Source organism: Allobosea sp. LjRoot237 (assembly GCF_964253285.1).
GTDB lineage: Bacteria > Pseudomonadota > Alphaproteobacteria > Rhizobiales > Beijerinckiaceae > Allobosea.
Genome location: NZ_CAXUQP020000001.1, coordinates 1,034,583 through 1,058,129, shown reverse-complemented (window position 1 = coordinate 1,058,129; position 23,547 = coordinate 1,034,583). Strand labels below are relative to the sequence as shown.

Genomic DNA, 23,547 nt, shown 5'->3' with positions numbered 1-23,547 from the left:
CTTACCGCGTCTCCGCCGTTTTCGTTTCACTGCCCGTCAGGAGGTTCGCGTCGAGATCGGCCAGGAAGCGCCTGATCTCCGGCACGGAGCCGAGCGCCGGCAGGTTCTCGTGATTGCCTTGCGGGAAGCGGACGAAGCGCTTGGGCGGATTGGCGAGGGCGAACAGCGCTTCACCCTGGCTGAACGGGATGGTGCCGTCGCGCTGGCCATGAAGCACGAGCAACGGCGCCCTCACCTGCCCGATGACCCGGTCCGAGCGGAATTGGTCATGCATGACCAGGCCAACCGGGATGAAGGGATAAAGCTGCTGCGCCACAGCGGCGGTTGAGAGATAAGGCGCTTCGAGGATCACAGCCTTGAGCGGGGCCTCCGCGCCGAGCTTCAGCACCACGCCGGTACCGAGCGACTCGCCATACCCCACCAGCCGCTCCGAGCCGAAGCGGGCGACGGCGGCGGCGTAGGCGGCGCGTGCGTCCTGCGCCAGCCCCTCCTCGGTAGGCGTGCCGGTCGAGCCGCCATAGCCGCGATAGTTCACGGCGAAGAGGCCGGTCCCGTCCTGCGTCAGGGCGCGGAAGCGCGTCTGCCGGATCGGGCGGCCGAAATTGCCGGCATTGCCGTGAAAGAACAGCAGTACAGGCTTACCCTCGTGCGGCGGCATCACCCAGGCGACCAGCTTCTCGCCATCGGCCGCGGTCAGGACGGTCTCCTCGACGCCCGGCAGGTTGGCGCTGGCGATCTCGGCCCGGGCCGGATTGCGCGGATACATCATCTCGCGCTGCCGAGCGTAGAGCAGCGCCAAGACCGCGAGGTAGGCACCCAGGCAGGCGAGAACGAGAAGTTTCAGAATCCTGCGCATCAGCGCCTGCCTTCGCCACGAAAAACAAAAGGGCCGGCATCGAGCCGGCCCTTTGCAACGCTCCGATGACGGATGGCCTTGCTCAGTGGGCCATCGCCTTGACGATGTCGTCGGTGACCTTCTTGGCGTCGCCGAACAGCATCATCGTGTTGGGCCGGAAGAACAGCTCGTTCTCGACGCCGGCATAGCCGGCCGCCATGCCGCGCTTGATGAACAGCACGGTCTTGGCCTTCTCGACGTCGAGGATCGGCATGCCGTAGATCGGCGAGGCCTTGTCGGTCTTGGCGGCCGGGTTGGTGACGTCGTTGGCGCCGATGACGAAGGCGACGTCGGCCTGGCCGAACTCGGAGTTGATGTCCTCGAGCTCGAAGACCTCGTCATAGGGCACGTTGGCCTCGGCCAGCAGCACGTTCATGTGGCCGGGCATGCGGCCCGCCACCGGATGGATGGCGTACTTCACCTCGACGCCCTCCTTCTTGAGCAGGTCGGCCATTTCGCGCAGCGCGTGCTGGGCCTGCGCCACCGCCATGCCGTAGCCCGGCACGATCAAGACCTTGCCGGCATTCTTCATGATGTAGGCAGCGTCATCGGCCGAACCCTGCTTGACCGGCCGTGCCTCGGCCGCGCCACCAGCACCGGCCGCAGCGTCATCGCCGCCGAAGCCGCCGAGGATGACGGAGATGAAGCTCCGGTTCATCGCCTTGCACATGATGTAGGACAGGATCGCACCGGACGAGCCGACCAACGCCCCGGTGATGATCAGCGCCATGTTGCCGAGGGTGAAGCCGATGCCCGCCGCTGCCCAGCCGGAATAGGAGTTCAGCATCGAGACGACGACCGGCATGTCCGCGCCGCCGATCGGGATGATCAGCAGCACGCCGAGCGCGAAGGAGACCAGGACGATCAGCCAGAAGACGAGATGGCTCTCCGTCTTCAGGAAGATCAGCAGCATCACCAGAAGCGCGATGCCGAGGCCGATATTGATGCCGTGGCGCTGCGGCAGCATGATCGGCTTGCCGCTCATGCGCCCGTCGAGCTTGAGGAAGGCGATGATCGAGCCGGTGAAGGTGATCGCGCCAATGGCGACACCGAGCGCCATCTCGAACAGGCTGGCGCCCTTGATCTTGCCGACCTGGCCGATGCCGAAGGCTTCCGGCGCATAGAGCGCCGCCGCTGCCACCAGCACCGCGGCGAGGCCGACGAGCGAGTGGAAGAAGGCAACGAGCTGCGGCATCTGCGTCATCTGCACGCGCTTGGCCATATAGGCACCAAAGCCGCCGCCGATGGCGATGCCGAGGATGACGAGTAGCCAGCCGGAGAAGCCGGCGGGCGGATAGAAGATCACCGTGGTCAGCACGGCGATCGCCATGCCGATCATGCCGTAGCGGTTGCCCTGGCGCGAGCTCGTCGGGTGCGACAGCCCGCGCAGGGCCATGATGAAGAGGACGCCGGAGACGACGTAGAGAAGGGCGGCGAGATTGGCGGCCATGCGCGTCAGCCCTTCTTCTTGTACATCGAAAGCATCCGCTCGGTGACGAGGAAGCCGCCGAAGATGTTCACCGAAGCCAGGATCAGCGCGATGAAGCCGAAGACCTTGGCCCAGAGCGGCCCGTCGCCCATCGCGGGCGCGGCCTGGACGCCGACCGCCAGCAGCGCGCCGACGACGATGACCGAGGAGATCGCGTTGGTGACCGACATCAGCGGCGTGTGCAGCGCCGGCGTCACCGACCAGACGACGTAGTAGCCGACGAAAACGGCGAGCACGAAGATGGCGAGGCGATAGACGGTTGGGTCGACCCCTGTCGCGGCGCCGGCCGCTGCCGCCGCCTGCTCGGCGTACTTCTCGGCGAGTTCCGCTGCCTGTTTCGCCAATGCCGCGGCGGAGCGGGCCTGTTCGAGCGCCTGTTCGGGTGCCGGATTAGCCATGACGTGACACTCCCCTCTGCGCTGCTGCTAGGCCTTGGCCACGAAATTCGGATGGATGATCGCGCCGTCCTTGGTCAGGCAGGTCGCCTTGACCAGCTCGTCTTCCCAATTCACCGCGAGCTTCTTCTCGGCCTTGTCGATCAGCGTCTCGACGAAGGCGAAGAGGTTCTTGGCGTAAAGGCTGGACGAGGTTGCCGGCAGGCGGCCAGGCACGTTGAGGTGGCCGACGATCTTGACGCCGTTCGGCGTGGTCACGATCTCGCCCGGCTTGGCGAGCTCGCAATTGCCGCCGCGCTCGACCGCGAGGTCGATGATCACCGAGCCGGGCTTCATGCTCTCAACCATCGCCGCCGAGATCAGCTTCGGCGCCGGGCGGCCCGGGATCAGCGCGGTGGTGATGACGATATCCTGCTTGGCGATATGGCTCGCCGTCAGCTCGGCCTGCTTGGCCTGGTACTCTTTCGACATTTCCTTGGCGTAGCCGCCGGCCGTCTGCGCCTGCTTGAACTCCTCGTCCTCGACGGCGAGGAATTTTGCGCCGAGCGACTCGACCTGCTCCTTGGTGGCCGGGCGCACATCCGTCGCGGTGACGATCGCGCCCATCCGACGCGCCGTCGCGATCGCCTGCAGGCCGGCGACGCCGACGCCCATGATGAAGATCCTCGCTGCCGGCACGGTGCCGGCCGCGGTCATCATCATCGGCAGCGCCCGGCCGTATTCGGCGGCGCCGTCGATCACGGCGCGGTAGCCGGCGAGATTGGCCTGCGAGGACAAAACATCCATCACCTGCGCGCGGGTGATGCGCGGCATGAACTCCATGGCGAAGGCCACGACATTGGCCTTGGCGAGCGCCTCGACCTGCGCCTCGCTGCCATAGGGGTCCATGATGCCGACGACCAGCGCGCCAGCCGGCAGGCCGGCGATCTCGCCCTCGGCCGGGCGGCGCACTTTGAGCACGATGTCGGCGCCCTTGAGCGCGTCCTTGGCGTTCTTGGCGATTGTCGCGCCAGCCGCCTCATAGTCGCTGTCCGTAATCCCGGAGGCGAGGCCCGCCCCTTTCTCCACTGCGATCTCGGCCCCGAGGCCAATGAACTTGCGGACGGTTTCCGGCGTCACGGCGACGCGGGTCTCCGCCCCTTGCGTTTCGGCTGGGACAGCGATGCGCATGGAGGCCAGGCCTTTCGGGCTTAGTAGAGGAGGAGCGCGAGCAGCATCAGAACGAAGGGAACAAGCGTGGCGCGCCAGCCGATCGACGGGGCGGCGATGCCGACGCCAGTACCGATCAAGGTCAGCAACGTGCCGATGATGGCGGTGCCCCAGGCATGCTTGGTGCCGCCGACGGCGAGCGCAGCGACGATTGCGAGGCAGGCCACCGTGCCGACCTCGGCGAAGTGCACGAAGCCCGTATAGGTGCGCTCATGCTCCGGGTAATCCATCTGCGGAGTGTCGGCAGCGTGTCCGTGGTCGGCCATGAAAAAAGTCCCGAGTTCAACCCTATCCTGACGCCCTGTACCGCACCTGCCAAGGGTCGGCAACGGAGCGCCGGAGCGGCAGCGCCCATTTTCTGGGCAGCAGCTGCATGACGCTAAGGAAAAACCCTTCACCTTGTCAATTAAATCGATTTAAATCATCTCGTACCCAGCGCGACTGACGGCAGCCCATTCGAGGGGGGCATGTGCCGCGTCACAACTGTATTGACGATTCTGATCGTCAGGAATTCCCAAGTCCGGCCGCCGACAACGCTACGGCCTGCTCGCTCGCGACCCGCGCGACGCTGAAAGCCTCGATCTCCTGCTCGAACAGGCGGTGGAAGTTGAGCTCGGCATCGAGATGCAGGAAGACGCCCCCTAGCCCGATCGCGGCCCGGTCCATGAAGACGAATTCACGTGGAACCGTCACCGGACCACGCGCTTTCAGGGCGGAATGAACCTGGAAAGCCTGCTTGCGGCCGTACTCCGACGGTTTGACGCCCTCGGCGATGCGGCGCGTGCGATCCTCCAGCAGCGGGCCGTAGATGAATTTCGCCCAGATGTTGAGGGTGTCGATCAGCTCCTTGTTGAGCCCCTTGAAGCCCCAGACCTCATAGGCATGGACGACACGGGCCTCGTCGCCTTCGAGCAGCCCGCGATAGAGATCGACGACGCCGCCGACGAAGCTCGGTGGAAAGATCCGGATGCAGCCGTAGTCCAGGAGGTTGATGCCCCCCGGCTCGCCGCGCTCCTGGAAGACCGTGTAGTTCCCGAGATGCGGGTCGCCATGGATGACGCCGTGATGGCTGAACGGCCGCCACCAGGCTCGGAACATCGCGGTCGAGATTCGGTCGCGGACCTCCTGGCTCGCCTGCTTGTGGTTGAGGATCTTGTCGCCCTCGAGCCAGCCCATGGTCAGCAGCCGCCGCGTCGACAGCTCCGGTACGACATCGGGGACGCGCACCTCGGGCGTCCCAGCCAACATGCTCTGGTAGAGCGCGACATGCTTGGCCTCGCGGCGATAGTCGAGTTCCTCACGAACGCGGGCGCTGATCTCCTTGGCGATCTCGCTGGTGTCGATCACCGCACCCATCCGCCGGTGCAGCCCGAACAGGATCTCGAGCTGTGAAATATCGGCCTCGACCGCCGATTCCATGTCGGGATATTGCAGCTTGCAGGCGAGCGGGGCGCCGTCGAGCGCGGTCGCCCGGTGCACCTGCCCGAGCGAAGCCGCCGCCGCCGGCTTGAGGTCGAACTCGGCGAAGCGCTCCCGCCAATTCGCGCCGAGCTCGGCCTGCATGCGCCGCTTGACGAAGGCCGCCCCCATCGGCGGCGCCTCAGATTGCAGCTTCCGCAGCTCGGCGGCGTATTCCGGCGGCACCACGTCGGGAATGGTGGCGACGAGCTGCGCCACCTTCATCAGCGGCCCCTTCAGCCCGCCCAGCGCCTTGGCCAGCGCCTCGGCATTGGTGGCGTTGCGGCCCTCCAGCCCGAACAGCTTGGTGCCGGCGATCCGCGCCGCCACCCCGCCGACATTGGCGCCGACGCGGGCATAGCGCGCCGCGCGGGCGGAGAAACGATTGGCTTCGCTATCGCGTTCGGACATTGAGGCTCGCGGCGCTGTGACGGCTGCTACCCGATGTAGGCGCTCTGCCGGGGAAAGCCAGCCGGCACGCTGTCTCAGGAGGATCCGGCCTGCGCGATCGCGACCGGAAAGCCGCGGCCGAGCGAGTTGGCGACCATGCAGATCGCCTTGGCCTTTTCGATGACGGCAGCCGCGTCTGAGCCGTCCTGCTTCTCGCACGCGACGCTCATCGTCGCCGCCGTCGTCAGCAGCGGGCTGCCCTCCAGTTCGACCGTGACCGAGACGGTGATCCGCCCGAGCGCGACGCCGAGTTCGTCGGCGGCATAGCGCAGATCGTTACAGAAGCAGCCGCCCAGTGCGAGCGCGAGCAATTGCGCGCCGTTGAAGCCGAGCCCCATCCCGCCGGCCCTGCCCTCCGGTCGATCGACAATGACGGTATGCGCGCCCGCCCAGCCCATCGCGGCCTGCGTGCCCTCGACATTGCGCAATTCGACCGTCACCGACGCCATGGCGTTCCCCTCGCGTATCGGAAACACGAGAGGCTAATCGTTGGCAGCGATCGCCGCCACTGTCCGGGTCAAGCCGCGAGGCTCGCCCTGACCTCCCCTACACTCGCGGGTCGACCGCCTGCGGCCTCGACCTTGCCGACCATGTCGGCGATCAGCTGCGCATTGCTGCGCGTCTCGCCGAAGGGCGCATCCTCCAGTCCGGCGCGGACATGGACGCCGCGTGCGACTGCGGGCGCGACGATCTCCGAGAGATCGACGCCCAGGCCCGCGATCATCGCCGGCGCCTGCGGTGCGCAATCCGCCAGCAGCACAAGATGGGCTTCGAGCGCGTAGGGCTTTGGCGGAAAGCCCCAGGCGAAGGCGTCGGAGAACATCAGCCGGTAGATCGGCGTCGGCATGCCGGGATAGGCCTTGGCCAGCGCAGCTCCCAGCCGGGTGAAGCCGGGCTCGTAGATCGCATAGCTCGGATGGATCCTGTGCTCATGCGCCACCGCCATGCCCTCGCGGATATGCTCGCCGGGGTTCTGGTAGATGAAACCCGGCTCTCCCTTCGGAATGCCGGCGAAGGTCGTCCAGTTGCAGGAGCCCGGATCGAGCACGCCCCATTCGACCAGGCCGCGCTTGGCCAGTTCCTCCAGATGCGTGTAGCGGCCCGAGCCGATCATGTCGCCGGCGTAGCCCGAGCCGAGGATCGGGATCGTCGGGTAGACGATCGCGTCGACCTTCGCCCTGATGCCCTCGATCGCCTTCGCGTAGAGTTCCCAATCGTCGCGCTGACGACCGGTCTCGACGTCGTAGACATGCAGATGGACGATCGCCGCACCGGCCTCGACGGCGGCGATCCCGTCCCCGACGATGTCGGGGATCGCGATCGGGATGCCGGGCTGGCGTTCCTTGCCCCAGGGGCCGTTGATCGCAGCCTCGATCCAGATCGGTGTCGTCATGCGGGCGCATCCTTCGTCGGGCCGATCTCAAGGACGACGACCTCGCAAACCTCATCGACCGCGGTCGGACAACGTTCGACGCCGTGCGGCACGACGATGAACTCCCCTTCCTCGATGACCTCGTCGCGGTCGCGGAACTTCATCAGCAGCCGACCCTTGTGAACGAAGAAGACCTCGTCCTCGCGGCTGTTGAAATGCCAGCCGGCCTCGCCCTCGAATTTCGCGAGCTTGATCTGCAGATTGTTGACGGATGCGGCGAGCCGAGGGGGCCAGCTGTCGGAAAATCGTCCAAAAGCGCTCTCCAGATTCTCCTTGCGGAACGGCGAGATGTGCCGGTTGAGCATCGCGACATCGCGGATGATCGTCTTCAGCTGGCTTGGCACATCCCTGCCATCAGCCGGGTATTTGCCGTCGAGCGCGGCCGTGCCGATGGTGAAACCAGCGGCCCCGGCCTGCTTCAAGGCTTCGATGCGGCCCGGGGTGTCGATCGATCCGGCCACATAGACCGGCTTCGATACCGCCGAGCAGACAGCTTCGATGAGAGCCGGGACGTTCTCATGCGAGCGATAGGCGAGGAGATCAAGGCCGTGCACGCCGTCGCGTGCGGCCATGGCCTGCGCGCTGGCGACGATTTCGTCGATACTGCCCTCCAGCACGCTCGGATGTCCGGAGATCATGCCCGGGAACGGGCAGTACTGGATCGTCGTACCGGCGATGATCGGCAGCACGTCATCGACCCTCGTCCCGCCAAGCAGGATGTCGATGCCGATCTCGACCGCAGCTTTCGCAGACGCGATCTCGCTGTCGCGATCGAGAGAGACGACTTCGAGATAAGACGTCGCGCCGCCGGCCTTGATCGCCGCGTTGAGCGCTTTCAGCGTGTCGAGCGGCAGGCCGATGTCCTTGAAACCGATATGCCGGACCCCCAGAGCCAGAGCCGTCCGAAGCTGCTCCATCGCATCGCCGACGGTCCGGTCGTTGCGGGTGAGCATGAAGATGAAGCGAAGGCCCATCAGGACACCTGTTCCGTTCGGTTCGCCCGGCCTGCGCGGCAACGAACCGCCAGGCGCTGGCAACTATGCTGGCTCAGTCAGCGAGTTCGCAACCGCTGGGCGCTGGGCGGGGCTGCAGCCGGCGCTCTTTCAGCAGATAGAACAGCCGCCCTATCAAGGGGATCCTGATGTCCCTGTCTTGTTTGCCCACGGCCGGTCCTCGATGAATTCCAGCACTTCCCGTGACAGCGATCTCATGGCCTCGGTCGGGATCGGTCAACCTGTGCCGCGCAGGGAGGATGCGATCCTCGTGCAGGGGCACGGGCGGTATACGGACGATCTTAGCGTCGAGCGGCAGCTCTTCGCGGCCTTCGTCCGCAGCCCTCATGCGCATGGCCACATGCGTGGCCTCGATCTGGCAGAGGCCCGAGCGATGAAGGGCGTCGTCGCGATCTACACCGCGGCGGACCTCGACGGCCACGGCTACAACGCGATCGCGACGCCCATCGCTGTGCCAGGTCGCGATAGCGCGCCGATGAGAAGGCCCCAGCGGGCGGCGCTGGCGGCCGGCAAGGTCCGCTTCGTCGGCGATCCCGTCGCGATGGTGGTCGCCCGAACCGCCGATCAGGCCCGCAACGCCGCGGAAGCGATCAGGCTCGACATCGACGTCCTGCCTGCTGTCACCGATGCCGAGCAGGCGCTCGGGGCCGACGCCCCGCAACTTTATGACGATGTCGCCGGCAATCTGATCGTCGATTTCCAGTCCGGCGACGGCGAGAAGGTCGCCGCGGCTTTCGCGAAAGCCGCGCACATCGCCCGGGTGCGGATCGTCAACAACCGCGTCGTGGTCAATCCGATCGAGCCGCGCAGCGCCATTGCGAGTTTCGATGGCAAGTCGAAGCGCTACACGCTGCACGCTCCGAGCCAGGGCGCCTTCGGCATGCGCAACAACCTGGCCGCAGCCATGGGGGTGAAGCCCGCTGGCTTGCGGCTGGTCACAGGCCATGTCGGCGGCTCGTTCGGCATGAAGGCCTCGGTATTTCCCGAATACGTCACTCTCCTCCACGCAGCCCGGATGTTGAAGCGGCCGGTCAAATGGACCGATCAACGGTCGGAGAGCTTTGTCTCGGATCACCATGGGCGCGACATGGTTTTCGAGGCAGAACTGGCCCTCGACGCCCGCGGCCGTTTCCTTGCGACGCGCTTCACCGGCGTCGCCAATATGGGCGCCTATCTCACGCCGGTCGGAGCCATGATGCCGACGGCGAATATCGGGAAGAACTCCGTCGGGATGTACCGGACGCCGCTCGTCGAGGTCCGGACGCGGTGTGCGGTGACGAACACCCCGCCGATCGGGGCCTATCGCGGCGCCGGTCGCCCGGAGGGCAATTATTTCATGGAGCGTCTGATCGACACGGCCGCCCGCGACATGGGCATCGACAGCGCGAGCCTGCGGCGGCGCAATCTGATCCCGCCTGCCAAGCTGCCTTGGGCCACGCCGGTGGGGACGGTCTACGACAGTGGCGATTTCCCGGCACTATTCGAGCGAGCTCTCGAGGCGTCGGACTGGAAGGGCTATGCCGGACGACAGCGGGCGAGCCGAAAGGCGGGCTTGCTGCGCGGGCGCGGTATCGGCTGCTATCTCGAGGTGACCGCGCCACCCACGAACGAAATGGGCGGGATCCATTTCGAACCGGACGGCAGCGTGAGCATCGTCACCGGCACGCTCGATTACGGCCAGGGACATTGGACGCCCTTCGCCCAGCTCCTCACCAGCCAGCTCGGCGTTCCCTTCGAGGCGATCAAGCTCGTCCAGGGCGACAGCGATCAGCTGATTGCCGGCGGCGGCACGGGCGGCTCGAAATCGCTGATGGCGAGCGGCTCGGCGATCATCGAGGCGAGCGAGCTGGTCATCGAAAAGGGCAAGCTGCTCGCCGGTCATTTCCTTGAGACCAATGTCGCTGACATCGAGTTCGCTTCCGGCCGATTCACCGTCATCGGTACCGACCGCTCGATCGCGATCATGAACATTGCGGCCAGGCTGCGTGGTAGCGCCGCGGTCCCGCCCGACCTGCCACAGTCGCTCGACGTCGATCATGTCTTCAAGGCAGCGTCCTCGGCCTATCCCAATGGCTGTCACATCGCCGAGGTCGAGATCGATCCCGAGACCGGACATGTCGAGGTCGTGCGCTATGTCATGGTCAACGACTTCGGAACCGTGGTGAACCCGATGATCGTCGAAGGGCAGCTCCATGGCGGCGTCGTCCAGGGCATCGGCCAGGCGCTGTTCGAGCGGACGGTCTATGACGACAGCGGCCAGCTCCTCACCGGGTCCTACATGGACTATGCATTGCCTCGGGCGGCGGATGTCCCCTTCTTCTCGTTCGCGAGCCGGGGTGTGCCGACCCTCAATAACCGGGTCGGCGCCAAAGGTTGCGGCGAAGCCGGTTGCGCCGGCTCGCTGCCTTCGGTCATGAACGCAGTCGTCGACGCCCTGGCGCCGTATGGCGTCAGGCATCTGGACATGCCTGCGACGCCTCAGGCGGTCTGGCGGGCGGTTCAGTACGGACGAACCGGACCTTTGACTTAAGTCCGTGGGCGGCGGCGGTTTCCTGAAAAGGGAAATCGCATCTTTATTGCGCTCACAGTCAAACGGCCGCTGGGATTTGCGAAGCCTTTTCCCGTGTTCGCTTGATGAACTCCATCATGAGCGAGAGTGCAGGTTCCGCATGCGTTTCGAGCAGGAAATGCCCACCATCGAAAATATGCGCTTCCATGCGCGGCAGATCCTGCATCCATGACAGTGTTTCTGCGATGTCGAAGAATGGGTCGTGACGGCCCCACAGCATGAACGCCGGCGGTTGCCATTGTTTGAGATAGGCGGCGATCGCATCGAAACGCGCGGCGTGGTTCTTGTAGTCGGCGATGAGCGCGCGGTGGGTCTCCATGCGGCCGGGAAGATTCATCACCCTCCAGTCCTCAACCCAGGGTTCGCCTCTGATCGTGGCGGCGACATCCTCCGGCAGGCCGCCCGTGTATTGCTCGCGCGTGAATTCGAAGGTCAGGTGGGCGGTTGCGGCCGCTTCGTTCTCTTTTGTCGGTTCAGACCAGTACTTCAACGTGGCGTCCCACAGGGGCCCGAAGCCGGTCCGATGCGCGTTGGCGTTCTGGACGATAAGGCCCGAAACCAGTTCGGGCACTTGCATGGCGATCTGCAGGCCCATAGGTGCGCCCCAGTCATGCAGGTAGATGAAGCGGCGCCCAATCCCGAGATGGGCCAGCAATTCTGAAATTGTATCGCTGAAGGCTGCAAAGGAGGGTGTTGGCGGAACGTCGGACCGGCCATGACCCGGGAGGTCGGGCGCGATCACATGGGCTGTGCGCGCCAGCCCCTGAAACACGTCGCGGAATGTATGCGCCGAACTCGGAAACCCGTGCAGGAGGAGCAAAGCGGGATTGGATGGATCGCCCGCAGCAAAGTAGGCAAGCTCGGTTCCATTGGAGAGACGCAGTCGGCGTGGGGCGGGCAGGCTCATCCCAGATCTCGTTTTGCCCTCTGGAGATGGAGCTTAACTCAACCGAGCCGCGCGAGTTCCGGATATTGCCGAAGTCGCGACCTCACAGCGATAGCGGTCTTGCGGCCGCAGCGTCACAGCGTTCCGGCGGAAGCGTCCTCATCCGCCTCACGACCATTCAACATGTGATCAGCCAGGCTGTAGCAGTGGCTCGCCTGATAGGCGTTCCGACCCCGGTTCATATGCGTCAGGTTGAATGTCCGGATGGCCTGCAGCGCACGGCGCGCCGCGAGGAATTTACCGATCGAGGAGAGGCCGCGAACCTTGATGCCGAAAATGTCCTCGCCGCGGGGGAAGACATAGCTGACGTCTTCCGGCGTCATCACGCTACGCTCAAGCAAAGCTTCATCAACCTGGCCCTGGTCGAGCGAATGGTCCGTGGTGAAATCGGAAAGATGCACCAGAAAGAGCGCGCAGATGCCCTCGCCGTCCGCATAGAGCGAGAAAAGCTCCATCCAGCTCGCATTGACGCGAACGAGCGCCTTGCCCGGAGTCGAGGGCAGACAGGAAACCGACCAGTAGTGTCGCTCGGTCCGGCGCGGGATCGGGGCGCAGTCGCGGCCATATCGCCCGAGAATGTCCAAGACCTCTTTTGCCTGAGGCCGGCGCAGCAGCTTCCCAAACCGCGCGACGTATTTGAGACGCAGTTCCAGGGACTCCGGGCGCTCATCGGCGTCGCGCAGGATCGTCCTGCCTTGTATCCAATCGCGCTGCTGCTCGAGATCCAGGAATCGGCGCAGGCCGGTGGTGCTTGGGCTGCGAGGCGCGCTCACGTCAGGTATCCTGCCGGGGCGCCATCAGATCGGCCGAGCAACCGCATAGGCCTGAAACACGGCTCCGTAGAAACAGCCGGACGCGACAAGCACGAAGGCGTGCCAGATGGCGTTCTGGAAGGGAAGTGCCTGCCAGACGTGGAAGATCACGCCCAGCGTGTAGAGAAGGCCGCCAGCCAATATCAGCCACAGGGCGAGGCTCGGCAGTTGTGCGATGCTGTCCCATGCCAGGACGCCGCTCCAGCCGATGAGAATATAGAGCGCGATCGAAAGGCGGTCGAACCGGCCGGGTAGAGCAACCTTGAGCAAGACGCCCGCACCCGATGCGATCCAGACGATGACGAGGAGGATATGCGCTACGGCGCTTTCGCCCAATCTCATCAGGAAAGGCGTGTAGGTTCCCGCAATCAGGATGTAGATGGCAGAATGGTCGAAGCGCCTGATCAGCCACTTCACCGGTGAAACCGGCCACATATTGTAGACGGCGGAGACGATGAGGACGGCCATCAGCGCGGAACTGTAGATCGCAACAGGAACCAGATCAGGCAGCGGGGCGACTGCGAGCACCTGCACGATCAACGCCGTGACGGCGCAAAACCCCAGGGCTATGCCGAGCACGTGAACCACGCCGTCTGCCCAAAGCTCGGCACGGCTGAAATCAAAGCGTCCATGGGCTGGTTCGAGCAAATTGCATCCTTTCGCGGTTGTGCCAAGGGTGCTCGAATCCGCCCCGGAATGCAAAGCGCCACCGAGCCCATGAACATCGACGATGAACGCTTCTGATGCGTACATAGCTCAGGCTACGCCGCGTCGGGCAGGCGCTCCAGCAATTTGTCCAGCGTGATCGGGTAGTCTCTCACGCGGATACCTGTGGCATTGTAGATCGCGTTCGCGACGGCGGCGCCGACGCCGCAGATTCCGAGTTCGCCGACGCCCTTTGCCTTCATCGGCGAAGACATCGGGTCGGTCTCGTCGAGAAAGATCACCTCCTGATGCGGAATGTCGGCATGCACCGGCACCTCGTAACTCGCGAGGTCGTGATTGACGAAGAAGCCGCGCCGGGTGTCGACCGCCAACTCCTCCATCAAGGCCGCGCCCGCGCCCATCGTCATCGCACCGATGACCTGGCTGCGCGCCGTCTTGGGGTTGAGTATCCGCCCGGCGGAGCACACTGCCAACATGCGCCTGATGCGCGTCTCGGCGGTCGCGATATCGACCCCGACTTCGACGAAATGCGCGCCGAAGGTCGACTGCTGGTGCGTCTTGTTAAGATCGCCGTATTCGAGGACATCTTCGCCGACCAAGGGGCCGGTTTCGGCCGCCAGGGCGAGAGGCACGCTGCGGTTGCCGGCGCGGACTTCGCCGCCGGCGAATACGGCCTCCGTGGAGTTGATTCCGAGCTTCTGCGCCACCGCCTCGCGCAGCTTGACGCAGGCCGCATAGACGCCGGCGGTCGAGCTGTTGCCGCCCCATTGCCCGCCCGAACCTGCGGAAACCGGAAAGGTCGAGTCGCCGAGGCGCGCGACGACCTTGTCGAGGCCAACCCCGAGCATCTCGGCCGCCGTCTGGGCGATGACCGTATAGCTGCCGGTGCCGATATCGGTCATGTCGGTCTCGACCGTCACGATGCCGTTCGCGTCCAGCCGGACGCGCGCCGCCGATTTCATGACGAGGTTGTTGCGGAAGGCGGCGGCAACGCCGATCCCGACAAGCCAGCGCCCGTCGCGCGACTGGGCCGGCTGCGGGCTGCGACGGCTCCAGCCGAAGCGATCGGCGCCAACCTTGAAGCATTCGTCGAGCCGGCGCAGCGAGAACGGCCGGTTCGGCTTCTCCGGATCGACCTGGGTATCGTTGAGGGCGCGGAAAGCGATCGGGTCCATCCCTAGCTTCTCGGCCATCTCGTCCATGGCGATTTCGAGGGCCATCATGCCCGGCGCCTCGCCCGGCGCGCGCATCGCATTGCCTTCCGGCAGATCCAGCACTGCGAGCCGCATCGCCGTCATCCGGTTTGCGCCGGCATAGAGCAGGCGGGTCTGCTGGACCGCGACTTCGGGGCCGCCGTCCGGCAGGTCGCCGGACCAGCTTTCATGGCCGATGGCCGTGATCTTGCCGTCCTTCGTCGCGCCGATCCGGATGCGCTGGATGGTAGCGGGCCGATGCGTCGCGTTGTTGATCATCAATGGACGCTGCAGAGCGACCTTCACCGGCCGCTTCGCAGCGCGCGCGCCGAGGGCCGCCAGCAGCACATCGGCCCGCAGGAACAGCTTGCCGCCGAACCCGCCGCCGATGAAAGGCGAGACCAGGCGGACGTTCGACTTCGGAATGCCGAGCGTCTGCGCAAGGTCGGTCACGCCCCAGTCGACCATCTGGTTCGAGGTCCAGATTGTGAGCTTGTCGCCCTCCCATGCCGCCAGCGAGGCGTGCGGCTCCATCATCGCGTGGCTTTGGTCCGGCGTCGTATAGGTCTGGTCGAGCGTGACCGGGGCGCTCGCAAACGCGCCGGAGAAATCGCCGACCGATGTGTCGGTGGGGTTGGAGCCCTCGTCCGGCGGCTTGACCGCCCGGCCCTTTGCGGCCTCGAGGTCGAAGCTGCCTTTGCCCGGCGCATACTCGACACGAATGAGGCTCGCGGCAGCGCGGGCCTGCTCGAACGTCTCCGCCACGACCAGCGCAACGGCCTGATGGTAATGGTCGATCTCGGGACCGCCGAGAAGCTTCGCGGTGTTCCTCCTGCCCTTGCCGAGCTTGCCGGCCTCTTTCGCCGTCACGACGGCGAGCACGCCGGCCGCGGCCTTGGCCGCCTTCAGATCGATGGATGCGACGCGCCCTTTGGCGATCGCTGCTCCGAGCACGTAGCCATAGGCTTGGTTCGGCACCGCGTCGTACTGCTCATAGGCATAGCGGGCTGTGCCACTGACCTTGAGCGAGCCATCGACGCGGTCGCGCGGCTGTCCGACCACGATTTGCCGATCGATCGGATTTTGCGTGGCGGGGATGTCGAATTTCATGATCAAGCCCTCGCTTCGGACAGGACCGCGCCAAGCGTGCGCTCGATCAGCGGCAGCTTGAACGCGTTCTCGCGGGTTGGCCTGGCGCCGTCGAGCATCACAGCGGCCGCTGCCTTCGCGCCACGCGGGAGCTCCGCTTCAGCTGCCTCGACCCGCCACGGCTTTGGAGCGACGCCGCCTAGCGCGACGCGGCCCGAGCCGTCGCGTTGAACGATGGCGGCGACCGAAACCAGGGCGAAGGCATAGGAGGCGCGGTCGCGCACCTTGCGATAGATTTGCGCGCCGCCGGCGGGTTTCGGCAAGGTCACGGCCGTGATCAGTTCGCCTGGCCCCAACGTCGTCTCGATATGGGGTGTCGATCCAGGCGCGCGATGGAGTTCGGCAATCGGGATGGTGCGCGTCGTTGCGTCGGGCTTGACCGTTTCGATCGTCGCGTCGAGCGCGCGCATCGCCACGGCCATGTCAGAAGGGTGCGTCGCGATACAGGCGTCGCTCGTACCGATGACGCCCAGTTGCCGGCTGAAGCCGCCCAATGCCGAGCAGCCGCTGCCGGGCTCGCGCTTGTTGCAAGGTTGGGCGGTGTCATAAAAATACGGGCAACGGGTACGCTGCAGCAGATTGCCGGCGGTGGTCGCACGGTTGCGCAATTGGCCCGATGCACCGGCGAGCAGGGCGCGTGACAACACGCCATAATCGCGCCTGACACGCTCATCGGCTGCCAGGGCGGTGTTGCGCACCAGCGCGCCGATCCGCAGGCCGCCCTCCGAGGTCGCCTCAATGGTGTCGAGCTTCAGCCCGTTCACATCAATGACGTGCGAGGGCGTCTCGATCTGGAGCTTCATCAGGTCCAGCAGGTTGGTGCCGCCCGCGATGAACTTCGCGCCGCCGTTCCCAGCTGCGGCCTTTGCCGCTGTCGCTGGGGAGGTCGCGCGCTCATAGGTGAAAGCCCTCATCCCTGCCTCCCCGCAACCTCGGTCATTGCCTCGACGATGTTGGAATAGGCACCGCACCTGCAGATATTGCCGCTCATGCGCTCACGGATCTCGGCCTCGCTCACGGCCGCCGCTGTGGTGAGATCGGCAGTCACATGGCTTGGAATGCCGGCCTTGATCTCGTCGAGCATGGCGACGCCGGAGCAGATCTGACCGGGAGTGCAGTAGCCGCATTGGAAGCCGTCATGCTTGACGAAGGCTGCCTGCATCGGATGCAGATTGTCCGCCGTTCCCAGTCCCTCGATCGTGGTGACGCTCGCGCTCTGATGCATGATGGCGAGGGTCAGACAGGAATTGATCCGCTGGCCATCGACGATCACCGTGCAGGCGCCGCACTGACCATGATCGCAGCCCTTCTTGGTGCCGGTCAGGTGCAGATGCTCGCGCAGCGCATCGAGCAAGGTGGTTCGGGTGTCGATCGCAAGTGCGCGCTGCTGGCCGTTCACGGTGAAGGACACGTCCGCGAGCACCGGGGTGCCGACCGGAGCTGGCTGCGAACGGGCGTTCGCGCCCATCGCGGGCAAGGCCGCGCAGGCTCCGGCGGCAACCATCAGGTCACGCCTGTTCACTTCGATATCGCCGGGACTTGGCATATCCGCCTCCGTGTCTTGGCTGGATTGTCTTGTCGGAGCGTCTGCGTCTGCTTCCACGCAACGCGGCGTTGCGACGACAACCGAAAAAGCGCGTCCCAGTTCACTCCCTTTCTAAAAAGAGAGGTCACTAGGTCGTGAGGCGCATTCTCCCAGTGGGCTGGAGAAGGTCTGGAACGCAGGGTGTCGCATCAGAGCGGCTGCTCTGTGCAATCGATCAGCCGATCGGGCGGCAGCACAAAAAGATGCGCTCCCGGCTCACACCGGCTCGCTTGCGACAGGAGAAGGGCGGCTCCCGCCAGGCAGTTGCCGCGCACACCGCTCAACCGAATGGGGGCAACGAGCGAGTGCCAATCCGATACCACACCGCCAGCCTGCTACCTCCCAACCCCGGCTGCAGGCTTGTCGCCGGGCTTGACCTCCGGCTTGTTGGCCGAACCTGTATCCTTGTCCGCATCCGGATTGATCGACACTTTTTTCAAGGATTGCCCATCCGGAGCGCCTTGAATGGATTTCACTTTCTTCTGCTCTTCGGGCGAGAGCTGATTTCCGCGTCCATCGCGCATCGTAGCCTCCTCGCGTTGCCTTCTGTGGAAACCGCGGGATTGGGCAACGGTTCCTCTCTTCGACGACGCGGAACAATCACATGGCCCGAAGCGTTGCGCGGTCCGTGATGAGCTTGTCCGTGCGCTGGAACGCTTTCTGGAAGGGCGATCGCCCGCGGCCGACTTCGGCTCGAAATCCGGCTTCGATGTTCTGTCCCGGGCGCAACTGCGTCGAGGTGGCGATGGCGGACCGCGTCGCCGTTCTCGTCGACGGAGCCAACTACTTCCGCCATCTCGAAAGCAGCCTGCGCCAGGCACGGCGCTCGATCACCATCATCGGCTGGGATTTCGACGGCCGTATCCGTCTGCGCCCGCAGGCCGATGACCGTGAGTCCCCGCCTCTGGGGCCGCTGCTCCGCGCGCTGGTCGAGGCCAATCCACAACTTGTGATCCAGATTCTGGTCTGGAGCATCTCGGTACTGCACGGCCCGAGCGCGGTCGTGCCCGCATTGTTCGGCAGCGACTGGCAGGATCACCCTCGGATTCAGGTCAAGTTCGACACCCGGCATCCCTTCTACGGATCGAACCATCAGAAGATCGTCTGCATCGACGGCGCCATCGCGTTCGTTGGCGGCATGGACCTCACTGTCGAACGCTGGGATACGTCGGAACACGTGGCCGACGACCCGCGCCGGATCGACTGCGACGGGGAGCGCTATCCCCCGGTTCACGACATCCAGATGGTCTTCGATGGCAGCGCAGCGGCGGCGATGTGCGCGATGGCGGCCGAGCGTTGGCAGCTTGCGGCCGGCGAGCGACCGGGCGAAAGCTCGGGTTTCCCAGCGAGTGCGGCTGTGGGAATAGGCGGGCCCTGGCCCGAAGACCTGCCGCCGGAATTTCAATCTGCCGTCCTGGCCATAGCAAGGACCGAGCCGGCCTATGCCGGGCGCCACGAGATTCGCGAATCGTCAACTCTGGCGCTCGACATGATCGCGGCGGCAAAACACTCGGTCTACATCGAGGCGCAGTACCTGACGGCAAAGCGCATCGGCGCAGCGCTGTCGAAGCAGCTCAAGAAGGCCGGCGGCCCTGACGTCGTCATCGTCATGACCCGCAAATCGCGCGGGCTTCTCGAGCGTCTCGCCATGTCCGAGAATCGCGACAGGCTGATGCGCCGGCTCGTGCGGGCGGATCGCTTCGGCCGGCTTCGCGTCCTCTACCCGGTGGTTCCGGGCGCGACCGAAGAGGTCGAGGTGTTGATCCATTCCAAGCTCATCATCATCGATGACCGGGCGATCCGGATCGGATCCTCCAACCTCAACAATCGTTCCATCGGCCTCGACACCGAATGTGACGTCGCGCTCGAAGCAGCTGACTCGGAGGCCTGCAGGGCCATTGCGGGGATTCGCAACAGGCTTCTCGCAGAACATCTGGATTGCCGGGTCGACGAGGTCGAGACCGCCATCACCGCAGGCGGGCTGGCCGCTGCGGTGGATCGACTGAATTGCAAACCGCGTGGACTCAGATCTTTCGAGGCGAGCAAAACAGGAGGCCCGTTCTGGCCTATCCTGGGGACGCGCTTCCTGGATCCGGAGAGGATATTTCGCTTGCCTTGGCCGTTCCGCTAGGCCGCTTCCGCGTTAGCGAGAACGCCAGCAACACCGCCCCTGGCAGCAAGGGCACGAGGAAATAGACAGCGCGAAAGATGATGAGGCCGGCGATCACGCCGGCACCGGGCAATACCATCGTCACCACGGCCTCGATGACCCCAAGTCCACCAGGAACATGGGCAATGAGCGATGCGATGTTGGCCAGCACATAGCTCGCGGCGACATCGGGATAGGAAACTTCCCCGAGGCTTGCCAACGCCTGATGCAGGCATGCGGCGACTAGGGCAAAATTCAACGGCCCAACGATGAATTGCGCGGCGGCCAGCTGTGGGCGCGGCAATTCAACGTCCCAGGAGCCGATCCGCAATCGGCCGCGAACGCAGGCGCAAAGGATAAAATACACCGCCAGCGCAAGGATCAGGCCGGCGGCCAATGCGAATACGGCGCTGTCCGGCAGACCGGTCAGCTTCACCGCGAGTTCCGGGCGCAGCAGGAGCGCCAGCGCCGCGAGCGAGCCCAGGCCGATGCCGACGGTCGCCCCGCAGAACAGGATCACCTTGGCGACATCTCCGGCGGTGAGGCCCCATCGCGCATAGAAATGATAACGGATCGCGCCGCTGCTCAGCGCCGCCAGGCCGATATTGTGGCCGAGTGACAGGCTGGTGAACGAGGCCAGCGCCGCCTGCCGATAAGGGAGCAGCTTACCGGCGTATCGCAACGCGAGAAAGTCGAACAGGGTCAGGCAAGCATAGCTGCACAGGGCGAAGCCCAGCGCAGCCGCCACCCGGATCGGATTTGCCGAGCGCAGCAAGCCACTGAGCTCTTGATAGCTATGACCGCGCAAGGTCCGGTACAGCAGGTATGCCGCGAGCATGACGGCCGCCAGCGCCAGAGTAGCCCGGAGGATAGCCGGCCATCGCCGACGAGCGGGCTGATCCTCACCAACAAGGGCGGCTTCATGCTCCATCGACGGCGGCAAGGCTGCCCTTGCCCTCCTCGACCGGGATTTTCAGGCGCACCACGAGCGGCAGGTGATCCGACGCCAGGCTGGCAAGCGGCGAGCGCACGACAGCGGCGCTTGCCACGTCGATATCGTCCGACGTGAAGACGTGGTCGATACGCAGCAGCGGCCGACGGGACGGGAAGGTCGGCGCAGCCCTGCCCTGTGCCCCGGCGATATGGGCATCGCGCATGCGTGCCGCGAAGCTGCGATAGACCCGGCCTCCGGGCAATGAATTCAGGTCTCCTGCCACGACAAAGGGCGCAGGACATTGGCCGATCCATCCGGCGCCCAGCAAGGCCGCCGCCTGGTCCCGTCGCTCCCGGCGGCCGAGCCCGAAATGGGTATTGATCACCTGCAGGCGGGCGTCGCCGACCACCGCCTCGATCCAGATGGCGCCGCGTGGCTCCGAGGGCCAGAGATTGCGTGAGCCGGGCAGGAAGCCGAACTTGACCAGGTGGGATCGGCCTCGCGTCAAGATCGCGTCGCCGTACTGCTCCTCTGCGATCTGCAGCGCCGGGTGGAAATGGCTCGAGAAGCCGAGCCTGTCGGCAATGACGCCAGCCTGGTCGACGCCCCCGCTACGCAGCCTGCCGACGTCGATCTCCTGCAGGGCGACGATATCGGCGTTCGCCTCGGCGATCACGTCGGCAACGCGATCCGGTGACAGGCAGCGATCCGTCCCGAGGCAGCGGCGGACATTATAGGTCGCAAGGGTGATCGGAACCCGGGTGGGACGCTGCGCAGTTAAGGTCATCTGCAATAAATGCCGGAGCACGGCCGAAGTTCATCGGGACCGCCTCGACAGCCTACGCGCGTTAGCCCTCGCAAGATGCTTATCGGCATGACACGAGGCGCGAAGCACATCAGATCGGAGGCTTCTTGCGGGAGGAGTTGCGGTCCTTGTGCGCCGCTCGCTGACATTCCGCTCGGCCTCGCTTATGAGAACAGAATCAGAACGCACCTACCGAGCGAGCCAACATTGACGCCATCTTCCGACATTGCGTGGGAACGCCGCCCCGTGCTGCGCTCAGGCGGTAGCAGGTCGAATCAATCATGAACGCGCACGTCTATCTCGACAGCCTCAATCCGGCGCAGCGGCGTGCGGTATCCTTCGGCGACAGCGCCCTGCCTGCGCCGCCGCTGCTGATCATCGCGGGAGCCGGCTCGGGCAAGACCAACACGCTGGCGCACCGCGTCGCTCATCTCCTGGTCGGTGGTGCCGATCCGCGCCGGATCCTGCTGATGACTTTCTCGCGCCGGGCGGCCTCGGAGATGATCCGCCGCGTCGAGCACATCGCCCGCAAGGTGATGGGCGATGGTGCTGGTGTCGTCGTGGATGCACTGAACTGGGCCGGCACCTTCCACGGCGTCGGCGCGCGCCTGCTGCGCGACCTCGCCGAGCAGATCGGGCTCGACCCCGCCTTCACGATCCACGACCGCGAGGACGCCGCCGATCTGATGAACCTGGTCCGGCACGAGCTCGGCTTCTCGAAGACCGAGGCGCGCTTTCCGACCAAGGGCACCTGCCTTGCGATCTACTCGCGCTGCGTCAACGCCGAGCAGCCGATCGAGGACGTGTTGAGGCTGTCCTATCCCTGGTGCATCGCCTGGGCCGCCGAGCTGAAGCAGCTCTTCGCAGCTTATGTGGAGGCCAAGCAGCAACAGAACGTGCTCGATTACGATGATCTGCTGCTCTACTGGGCGCAGGCGATGATGGATCCCGAGCTGGCCGCCGACGTCGGTGCGCGCTTCGATCACGTCATGGTCGACGAGTATCAGGACACCAACCGGCTGCAATCCTCGGTCCTGCTCGCCCTCAAGCCGGATGGCCGGGGGCTGACCGTCGTCGGCGACGATGCGCAGTCGATCTATTCCTTCCGCGCCGCGACAGTCCGCAACATCCTCGACTTTCCACTCGCCTTCTCGCCGCCGGCCGAAATCATCACGCTCGACCAGAACTATCGCTCGACGCAGGCCATTCTCGCCGCCGCCAATGCGGTGATCGACCTCGCAGCCGAACGCTTCACGAAGAACCTCTGGACCGACCGGGCCGCAGGCGCCGCGCCGGAGCTGGTCAATGTCCGCGATGAGGCGGACCAGGCCCGCTTCATCGCTGAGAAGGTGCTGGAGAACCGCGAGGCCGGCGCAGCGCTGAAGCAGCAGGCGGTGCTCTTCCGCGCCTCGCATCACAGCGGGCCGCTCGAGATCGAGCTGACCCGCCGGAACATCCCCTTCGTCAAGTTCGGCGGGCTGAAGTTCCTCGACGCCGCGCATGTCAAGGATCTGCTCGCGCTGCTGCGTTTCGTCGAGAACCCGCGCGACCGGGTCTCGGCGTTCCGGGTGATGCAGCTCCTGCCCGGCGTCGGGCCAACCTCGGCGCAACGCGTCATCGAGCATCTGGCGCAGGCGCCGGATACAGCCAGTGCGCTCAGGGGTGCCCCCGAGCCTGCCAGGGCCGGTTCGGACTGGCTTCAGTTCATCGAGACGATCGAGGAGCTGCGTTCCGGCCGCTCAGGCTGGCCCTCGGAGATCGAGCGGGCCCGGCTCTGGTACGCGCCGCATCTGGAGCGCATCCATGAGGACGCGACGACACGCCAGGCGGATCTCGTCCAGCTCGAGCAGATCGCAGGCGGCTATCCGTCACGCGAGCGCTTCCTGACCGAGCTGACGCTCGATCCGCCGGACGCCACCAGCGACCAGGCCGGCGTGCCGCATCTCGACGAGGATTATCTGATCCTGTCGACGATCCATTCCGCCAAGGGCCAGGAGTGGAAATCGGTCTTCGTCATGAACGTCGTCGACGGCTGCATTCCGATCGATCTCGGCGCCGGCGCAAAGGACGAGATCGAGGAGGAGCGCCGGCTCCTCTACGTGGCCATGACGCGCGCGAAGGACGATTTACACCTGATGGTGCCGCAGCGCTTCTTCACCCACGGCCAGTCATCGACCGGCGACCGGCATGTCTATGCCGCCCGCACCCGCTTCATCCCGGCCAATCTGCTGAAGCATTTCGAGCGACGCGCCTGGCCGTTGGCAGCGCCCTCTGATCAGCCGGCGCCTTCCGGCGGACCCAAGGTCGACGTGCGGGCGAAGATGCGCGGGATGTGGCGGTAGGGCAGCACGTTATCGGTGGAGCCACGAGGTCAGCAAAAGCCGGGGCGTGAGCCCCG

The 23,547-nt window shown here is 65.3% G+C and carries 21 protein-coding genes; 3 read left to right on the top strand and 18 right to left on the bottom strand.

Annotated features, from left to right (window positions below):
- Position 1: 1 nt before the first annotated feature.
- The 9 genes from ACSQ24_RS05025 to ACSQ24_RS04985 form a co-directional block, all read right to left on the bottom strand.
- A complete protein-coding gene (locus ACSQ24_RS05025; RefSeq protein ID WP_436093628.1) occupies positions 2-856 on the bottom strand; it encodes an alpha/beta hydrolase in 855 nt (284 codons plus the stop codon).
- Positions 857-938: 82 nt separating this feature from the next.
- Complete coding sequence (locus ACSQ24_RS05020) at positions 939-2,345, bottom strand: NAD(P)(+) transhydrogenase (Re/Si-specific) subunit beta (protein WP_436093627.1); 1,407 nt, start codon at positions 2,343-2,345, stop codon at positions 939-941.
- 5 nt (positions 2,346-2,350) lie between these two features.
- Complete coding sequence (locus tag ACSQ24_RS05015) at positions 2,351-2,782, bottom strand: NAD(P) transhydrogenase subunit alpha (RefSeq protein WP_110488650.1); 432 nt, start codon at positions 2,780-2,782, stop codon at positions 2,351-2,353.
- 27 nt (positions 2,783-2,809) lie between these two features.
- The gene (locus tag ACSQ24_RS05010; RefSeq protein WP_436093626.1) at positions 2,810-3,949 is read right to left on the bottom strand and encodes a Re/Si-specific NAD(P)(+) transhydrogenase subunit alpha; all 1,140 of its coding nucleotides are present in this window, start codon (positions 3,947-3,949) and stop codon (positions 2,810-2,812) included.
- 20 nt (positions 3,950-3,969) lie between these two features.
- Positions 3,970-4,254, bottom strand: coding sequence for an aa3-type cytochrome c oxidase subunit IV (locus ACSQ24_RS05005; RefSeq protein WP_436093625.1), 285 nt, complete (start codon positions 4,252-4,254; stop codon positions 3,970-3,972).
- Positions 4,255-4,492: 238 nt separating this feature from the next.
- Positions 4,493-5,857 (bottom strand): ABC1 kinase family protein, encoded by a 1,365-nt coding sequence (locus ACSQ24_RS05000; RefSeq protein ID WP_436093624.1) that lies wholly within the window; start codon positions 5,855-5,857, stop codon positions 4,493-4,495.
- Positions 5,858-5,931: 74 nt separating this feature from the next.
- Positions 5,932-6,345, bottom strand: a complete 414-nt coding sequence (locus ACSQ24_RS04995; RefSeq protein ID WP_436093623.1) for an OsmC family protein — start codon at positions 6,343-6,345, stop codon at positions 5,932-5,934.
- Positions 6,346-6,413: 68 nt separating this feature from the next.
- Entirely contained in the window at positions 6,414-7,289 is an 876-nt protein-coding gene (locus tag ACSQ24_RS04990; protein ID WP_436093622.1) for a 3-keto-5-aminohexanoate cleavage protein, read from the bottom strand.
- Positions 7,286-8,302, bottom strand: coding sequence for a cupin domain-containing protein (locus ACSQ24_RS04985; RefSeq protein ID WP_436093621.1), 1,017 nt, complete (start codon positions 8,300-8,302; stop codon positions 7,286-7,288). Before ACSQ24_RS04985 ends, ACSQ24_RS04990 begins: the two co-directional genes overlap by 4 nt.
- 202 nt (positions 8,303-8,504) lie before the next feature.
- Here ACSQ24_RS04985 and ACSQ24_RS04980 point away from each other — a divergent pair, with 202 nt between their 5' ends.
- Entirely contained in the window at positions 8,505-10,871 is a 2,367-nt protein-coding gene (locus ACSQ24_RS04980) for a xanthine dehydrogenase family protein molybdopterin-binding subunit (RefSeq protein ID WP_436093620.1), read from the top strand.
- Between the two features lie 58 nt (positions 10,872-10,929).
- On the opposite strand, the gene ACSQ24_RS04975 is transcribed toward ACSQ24_RS04980, so the two are convergent.
- The 7 genes from ACSQ24_RS04975 to ACSQ24_RS04945 form a co-directional block, all read right to left on the bottom strand.
- Entirely contained in the window at positions 10,930-11,817 is an 888-nt protein-coding gene (locus ACSQ24_RS04975; RefSeq protein WP_436093619.1) for an alpha/beta fold hydrolase, read from the bottom strand.
- 113 nt (positions 11,818-11,930) lie between these two features.
- Positions 11,931-12,629: a hypothetical protein gene (locus ACSQ24_RS04970; RefSeq protein ID WP_436093618.1), complete on the bottom strand. Its 699-nt coding sequence runs from the start codon at positions 12,627-12,629 to the stop codon at positions 11,931-11,933.
- Between the two features lie 24 nt (positions 12,630-12,653).
- Complete coding sequence (trhA, locus tag ACSQ24_RS04965; protein WP_436093617.1) at positions 12,654-13,316, bottom strand: PAQR family membrane homeostasis protein TrhA; 663 nt, start codon at positions 13,314-13,316, stop codon at positions 12,654-12,656.
- Positions 13,317-13,429: 113 nt separating this feature from the next.
- Positions 13,430-15,637, bottom strand: coding sequence for an aldehyde oxidoreductase molybdenum-binding subunit PaoC (gene paoC, locus ACSQ24_RS04960; protein WP_436093616.1), 2,208 nt, complete (start codon positions 15,635-15,637; stop codon positions 13,430-13,432).
- A 2-nt stretch (positions 15,638-15,639) separates the two neighbouring features.
- A complete protein-coding gene (locus tag ACSQ24_RS04955; RefSeq protein ID WP_436093615.1) occupies positions 15,640-16,590 on the bottom strand; it encodes an FAD binding domain-containing protein in 951 nt (316 codons plus the stop codon).
- Positions 16,587-17,222: an aldehyde dehydrogenase iron-sulfur subunit PaoA gene (gene paoA / locus ACSQ24_RS04950; protein WP_436093614.1), complete on the bottom strand. Its 636-nt coding sequence runs from the start codon at positions 17,220-17,222 to the stop codon at positions 16,587-16,589. The genes ACSQ24_RS04955 and paoA overlap by 4 nt, the downstream gene beginning before the upstream one ends.
- Before the next feature lie 374 nt (positions 17,223-17,596).
- Entirely contained in the window at positions 17,597-17,785 is a 189-nt protein-coding gene (locus ACSQ24_RS04945) for a hypothetical protein (RefSeq protein WP_436093613.1), read from the bottom strand.
- A 107-nt stretch (positions 17,786-17,892) separates the two neighbouring features.
- On the opposite strand from ACSQ24_RS04945, the gene ACSQ24_RS04940 reads away from it, so the two are divergent.
- Positions 17,893-19,392, top strand: a complete 1,500-nt coding sequence (locus ACSQ24_RS04940) for a phospholipase D-like domain-containing protein (RefSeq protein ID WP_436093612.1) — start codon at positions 17,893-17,895, stop codon at positions 19,390-19,392.
- Here ACSQ24_RS04940 and ACSQ24_RS04935 read toward each other — a convergent pair.
- Complete coding sequence (locus ACSQ24_RS04935) at positions 19,328-20,248, bottom strand: UPF0104 family protein (RefSeq protein ID WP_436093611.1); 921 nt, start codon at positions 20,246-20,248, stop codon at positions 19,328-19,330. The genes ACSQ24_RS04940 and ACSQ24_RS04935 overlap by 65 nt on opposite strands.
- Positions 20,249-20,330: 82 nt before the next feature.
- Entirely contained in the window at positions 20,331-21,131 is an 801-nt protein-coding gene (locus ACSQ24_RS04930; protein WP_436093610.1) for an endonuclease/exonuclease/phosphatase family protein, read from the bottom strand.
- A gap of 299 nt (positions 21,132-21,430) precedes the next feature.
- On the opposite strand from ACSQ24_RS04930, the gene ACSQ24_RS04925 reads away from it, so the two are divergent.
- Entirely contained in the window at positions 21,431-23,491 is a 2,061-nt protein-coding gene (locus ACSQ24_RS04925; RefSeq protein WP_436093609.1) for an ATP-dependent helicase, read from the top strand.
- The last annotated feature ends 56 nt before the right edge of the window (positions 23,492-23,547 follow it).

Coding starts and splice junctions, on each gene's coding strand:
- ACSQ24_RS04925 (WP_436093609.1), top strand. CDS start 21,431: ATGAACGCGCACGTCTATCTCGACAGCCTCAATCCGGCGCAGCGGCGT.
- ACSQ24_RS05020 (WP_436093627.1), bottom strand. CDS start 2,345: ATGGCCGCCAATCTCGCCGCCCTTCTCTACGTCGTCTCCGGCGTCCTC.
- ACSQ24_RS05025 (WP_436093628.1), bottom strand. CDS start 856: ATGCGCAGGATTCTGAAACTTCTCGTTCTCGCCTGCCTGGGTGCCTAC.
- ACSQ24_RS04985 (WP_436093621.1), bottom strand. CDS start 8,302: ATGGGCCTTCGCTTCATCTTCATGCTCACCCGCAACGACCGGACCGTC.
- ACSQ24_RS04990 (WP_436093622.1), bottom strand. CDS start 7,289: ATGACGACACCGATCTGGATCGAGGCTGCGATCAACGGCCCCTGGGGC.
- ACSQ24_RS04945 (WP_436093613.1), bottom strand. CDS start 17,785: ATGCGCGATGGACGCGGAAATCAGCTCTCGCCCGAAGAGCAGAAGAAA.
- ACSQ24_RS04995 (WP_436093623.1), bottom strand. CDS start 6,345: ATGGCGTCGGTGACGGTCGAATTGCGCAATGTCGAGGGCACGCAGGCC.
- ACSQ24_RS05010 (WP_436093626.1), bottom strand. CDS start 3,949: ATGCGCATCGCTGTCCCAGCCGAAACGCAAGGGGCGGAGACCCGCGTC.
- ACSQ24_RS04980 (WP_436093620.1), top strand. CDS start 8,505: ATGAATTCCAGCACTTCCCGTGACAGCGATCTCATGGCCTCGGTCGGG.
- ACSQ24_RS05000 (WP_436093624.1), bottom strand. CDS start 5,857: ATGTCCGAACGCGATAGCGAAGCCAATCGTTTCTCCGCCCGCGCGGCG.
- ACSQ24_RS04975 (WP_436093619.1), bottom strand. CDS start 11,817: ATGAGCCTGCCCGCCCCACGCCGACTGCGTCTCTCCAATGGAACCGAG.
- ACSQ24_RS05015 (WP_110488650.1), bottom strand. CDS start 2,782: ATGGCTAATCCGGCACCCGAACAGGCGCTCGAACAGGCCCGCTCCGCC.
- paoA (WP_436093614.1), bottom strand. CDS start 17,222: ATGCCAAGTCCCGGCGATATCGAAGTGAACAGGCGTGACCTGATGGTT.
- ACSQ24_RS04940 (WP_436093612.1), top strand. CDS start 17,893: ATGAGCTTGTCCGTGCGCTGGAACGCTTTCTGGAAGGGCGATCGCCCG.
- ACSQ24_RS04930 (WP_436093610.1), bottom strand. CDS start 21,131: ATGACCTTAACTGCGCAGCGTCCCACCCGGGTTCCGATCACCCTTGCG.
- ACSQ24_RS04935 (WP_436093611.1), bottom strand. CDS start 20,248: ATGCTCGCGGCATACCTGCTGTACCGGACCTTGCGCGGTCATAGCTAT.
- ACSQ24_RS05005 (WP_436093625.1), bottom strand. CDS start 4,254: ATGGCCGACCACGGACACGCTGCCGACACTCCGCAGATGGATTACCCG.
- paoC (WP_436093616.1), bottom strand. CDS start 15,637: ATGAAATTCGACATCCCCGCCACGCAAAATCCGATCGATCGGCAAATC.
- ACSQ24_RS04955 (WP_436093615.1), bottom strand. CDS start 16,590: ATGAGGGCTTTCACCTATGAGCGCGCGACCTCCCCAGCGACAGCGGCA.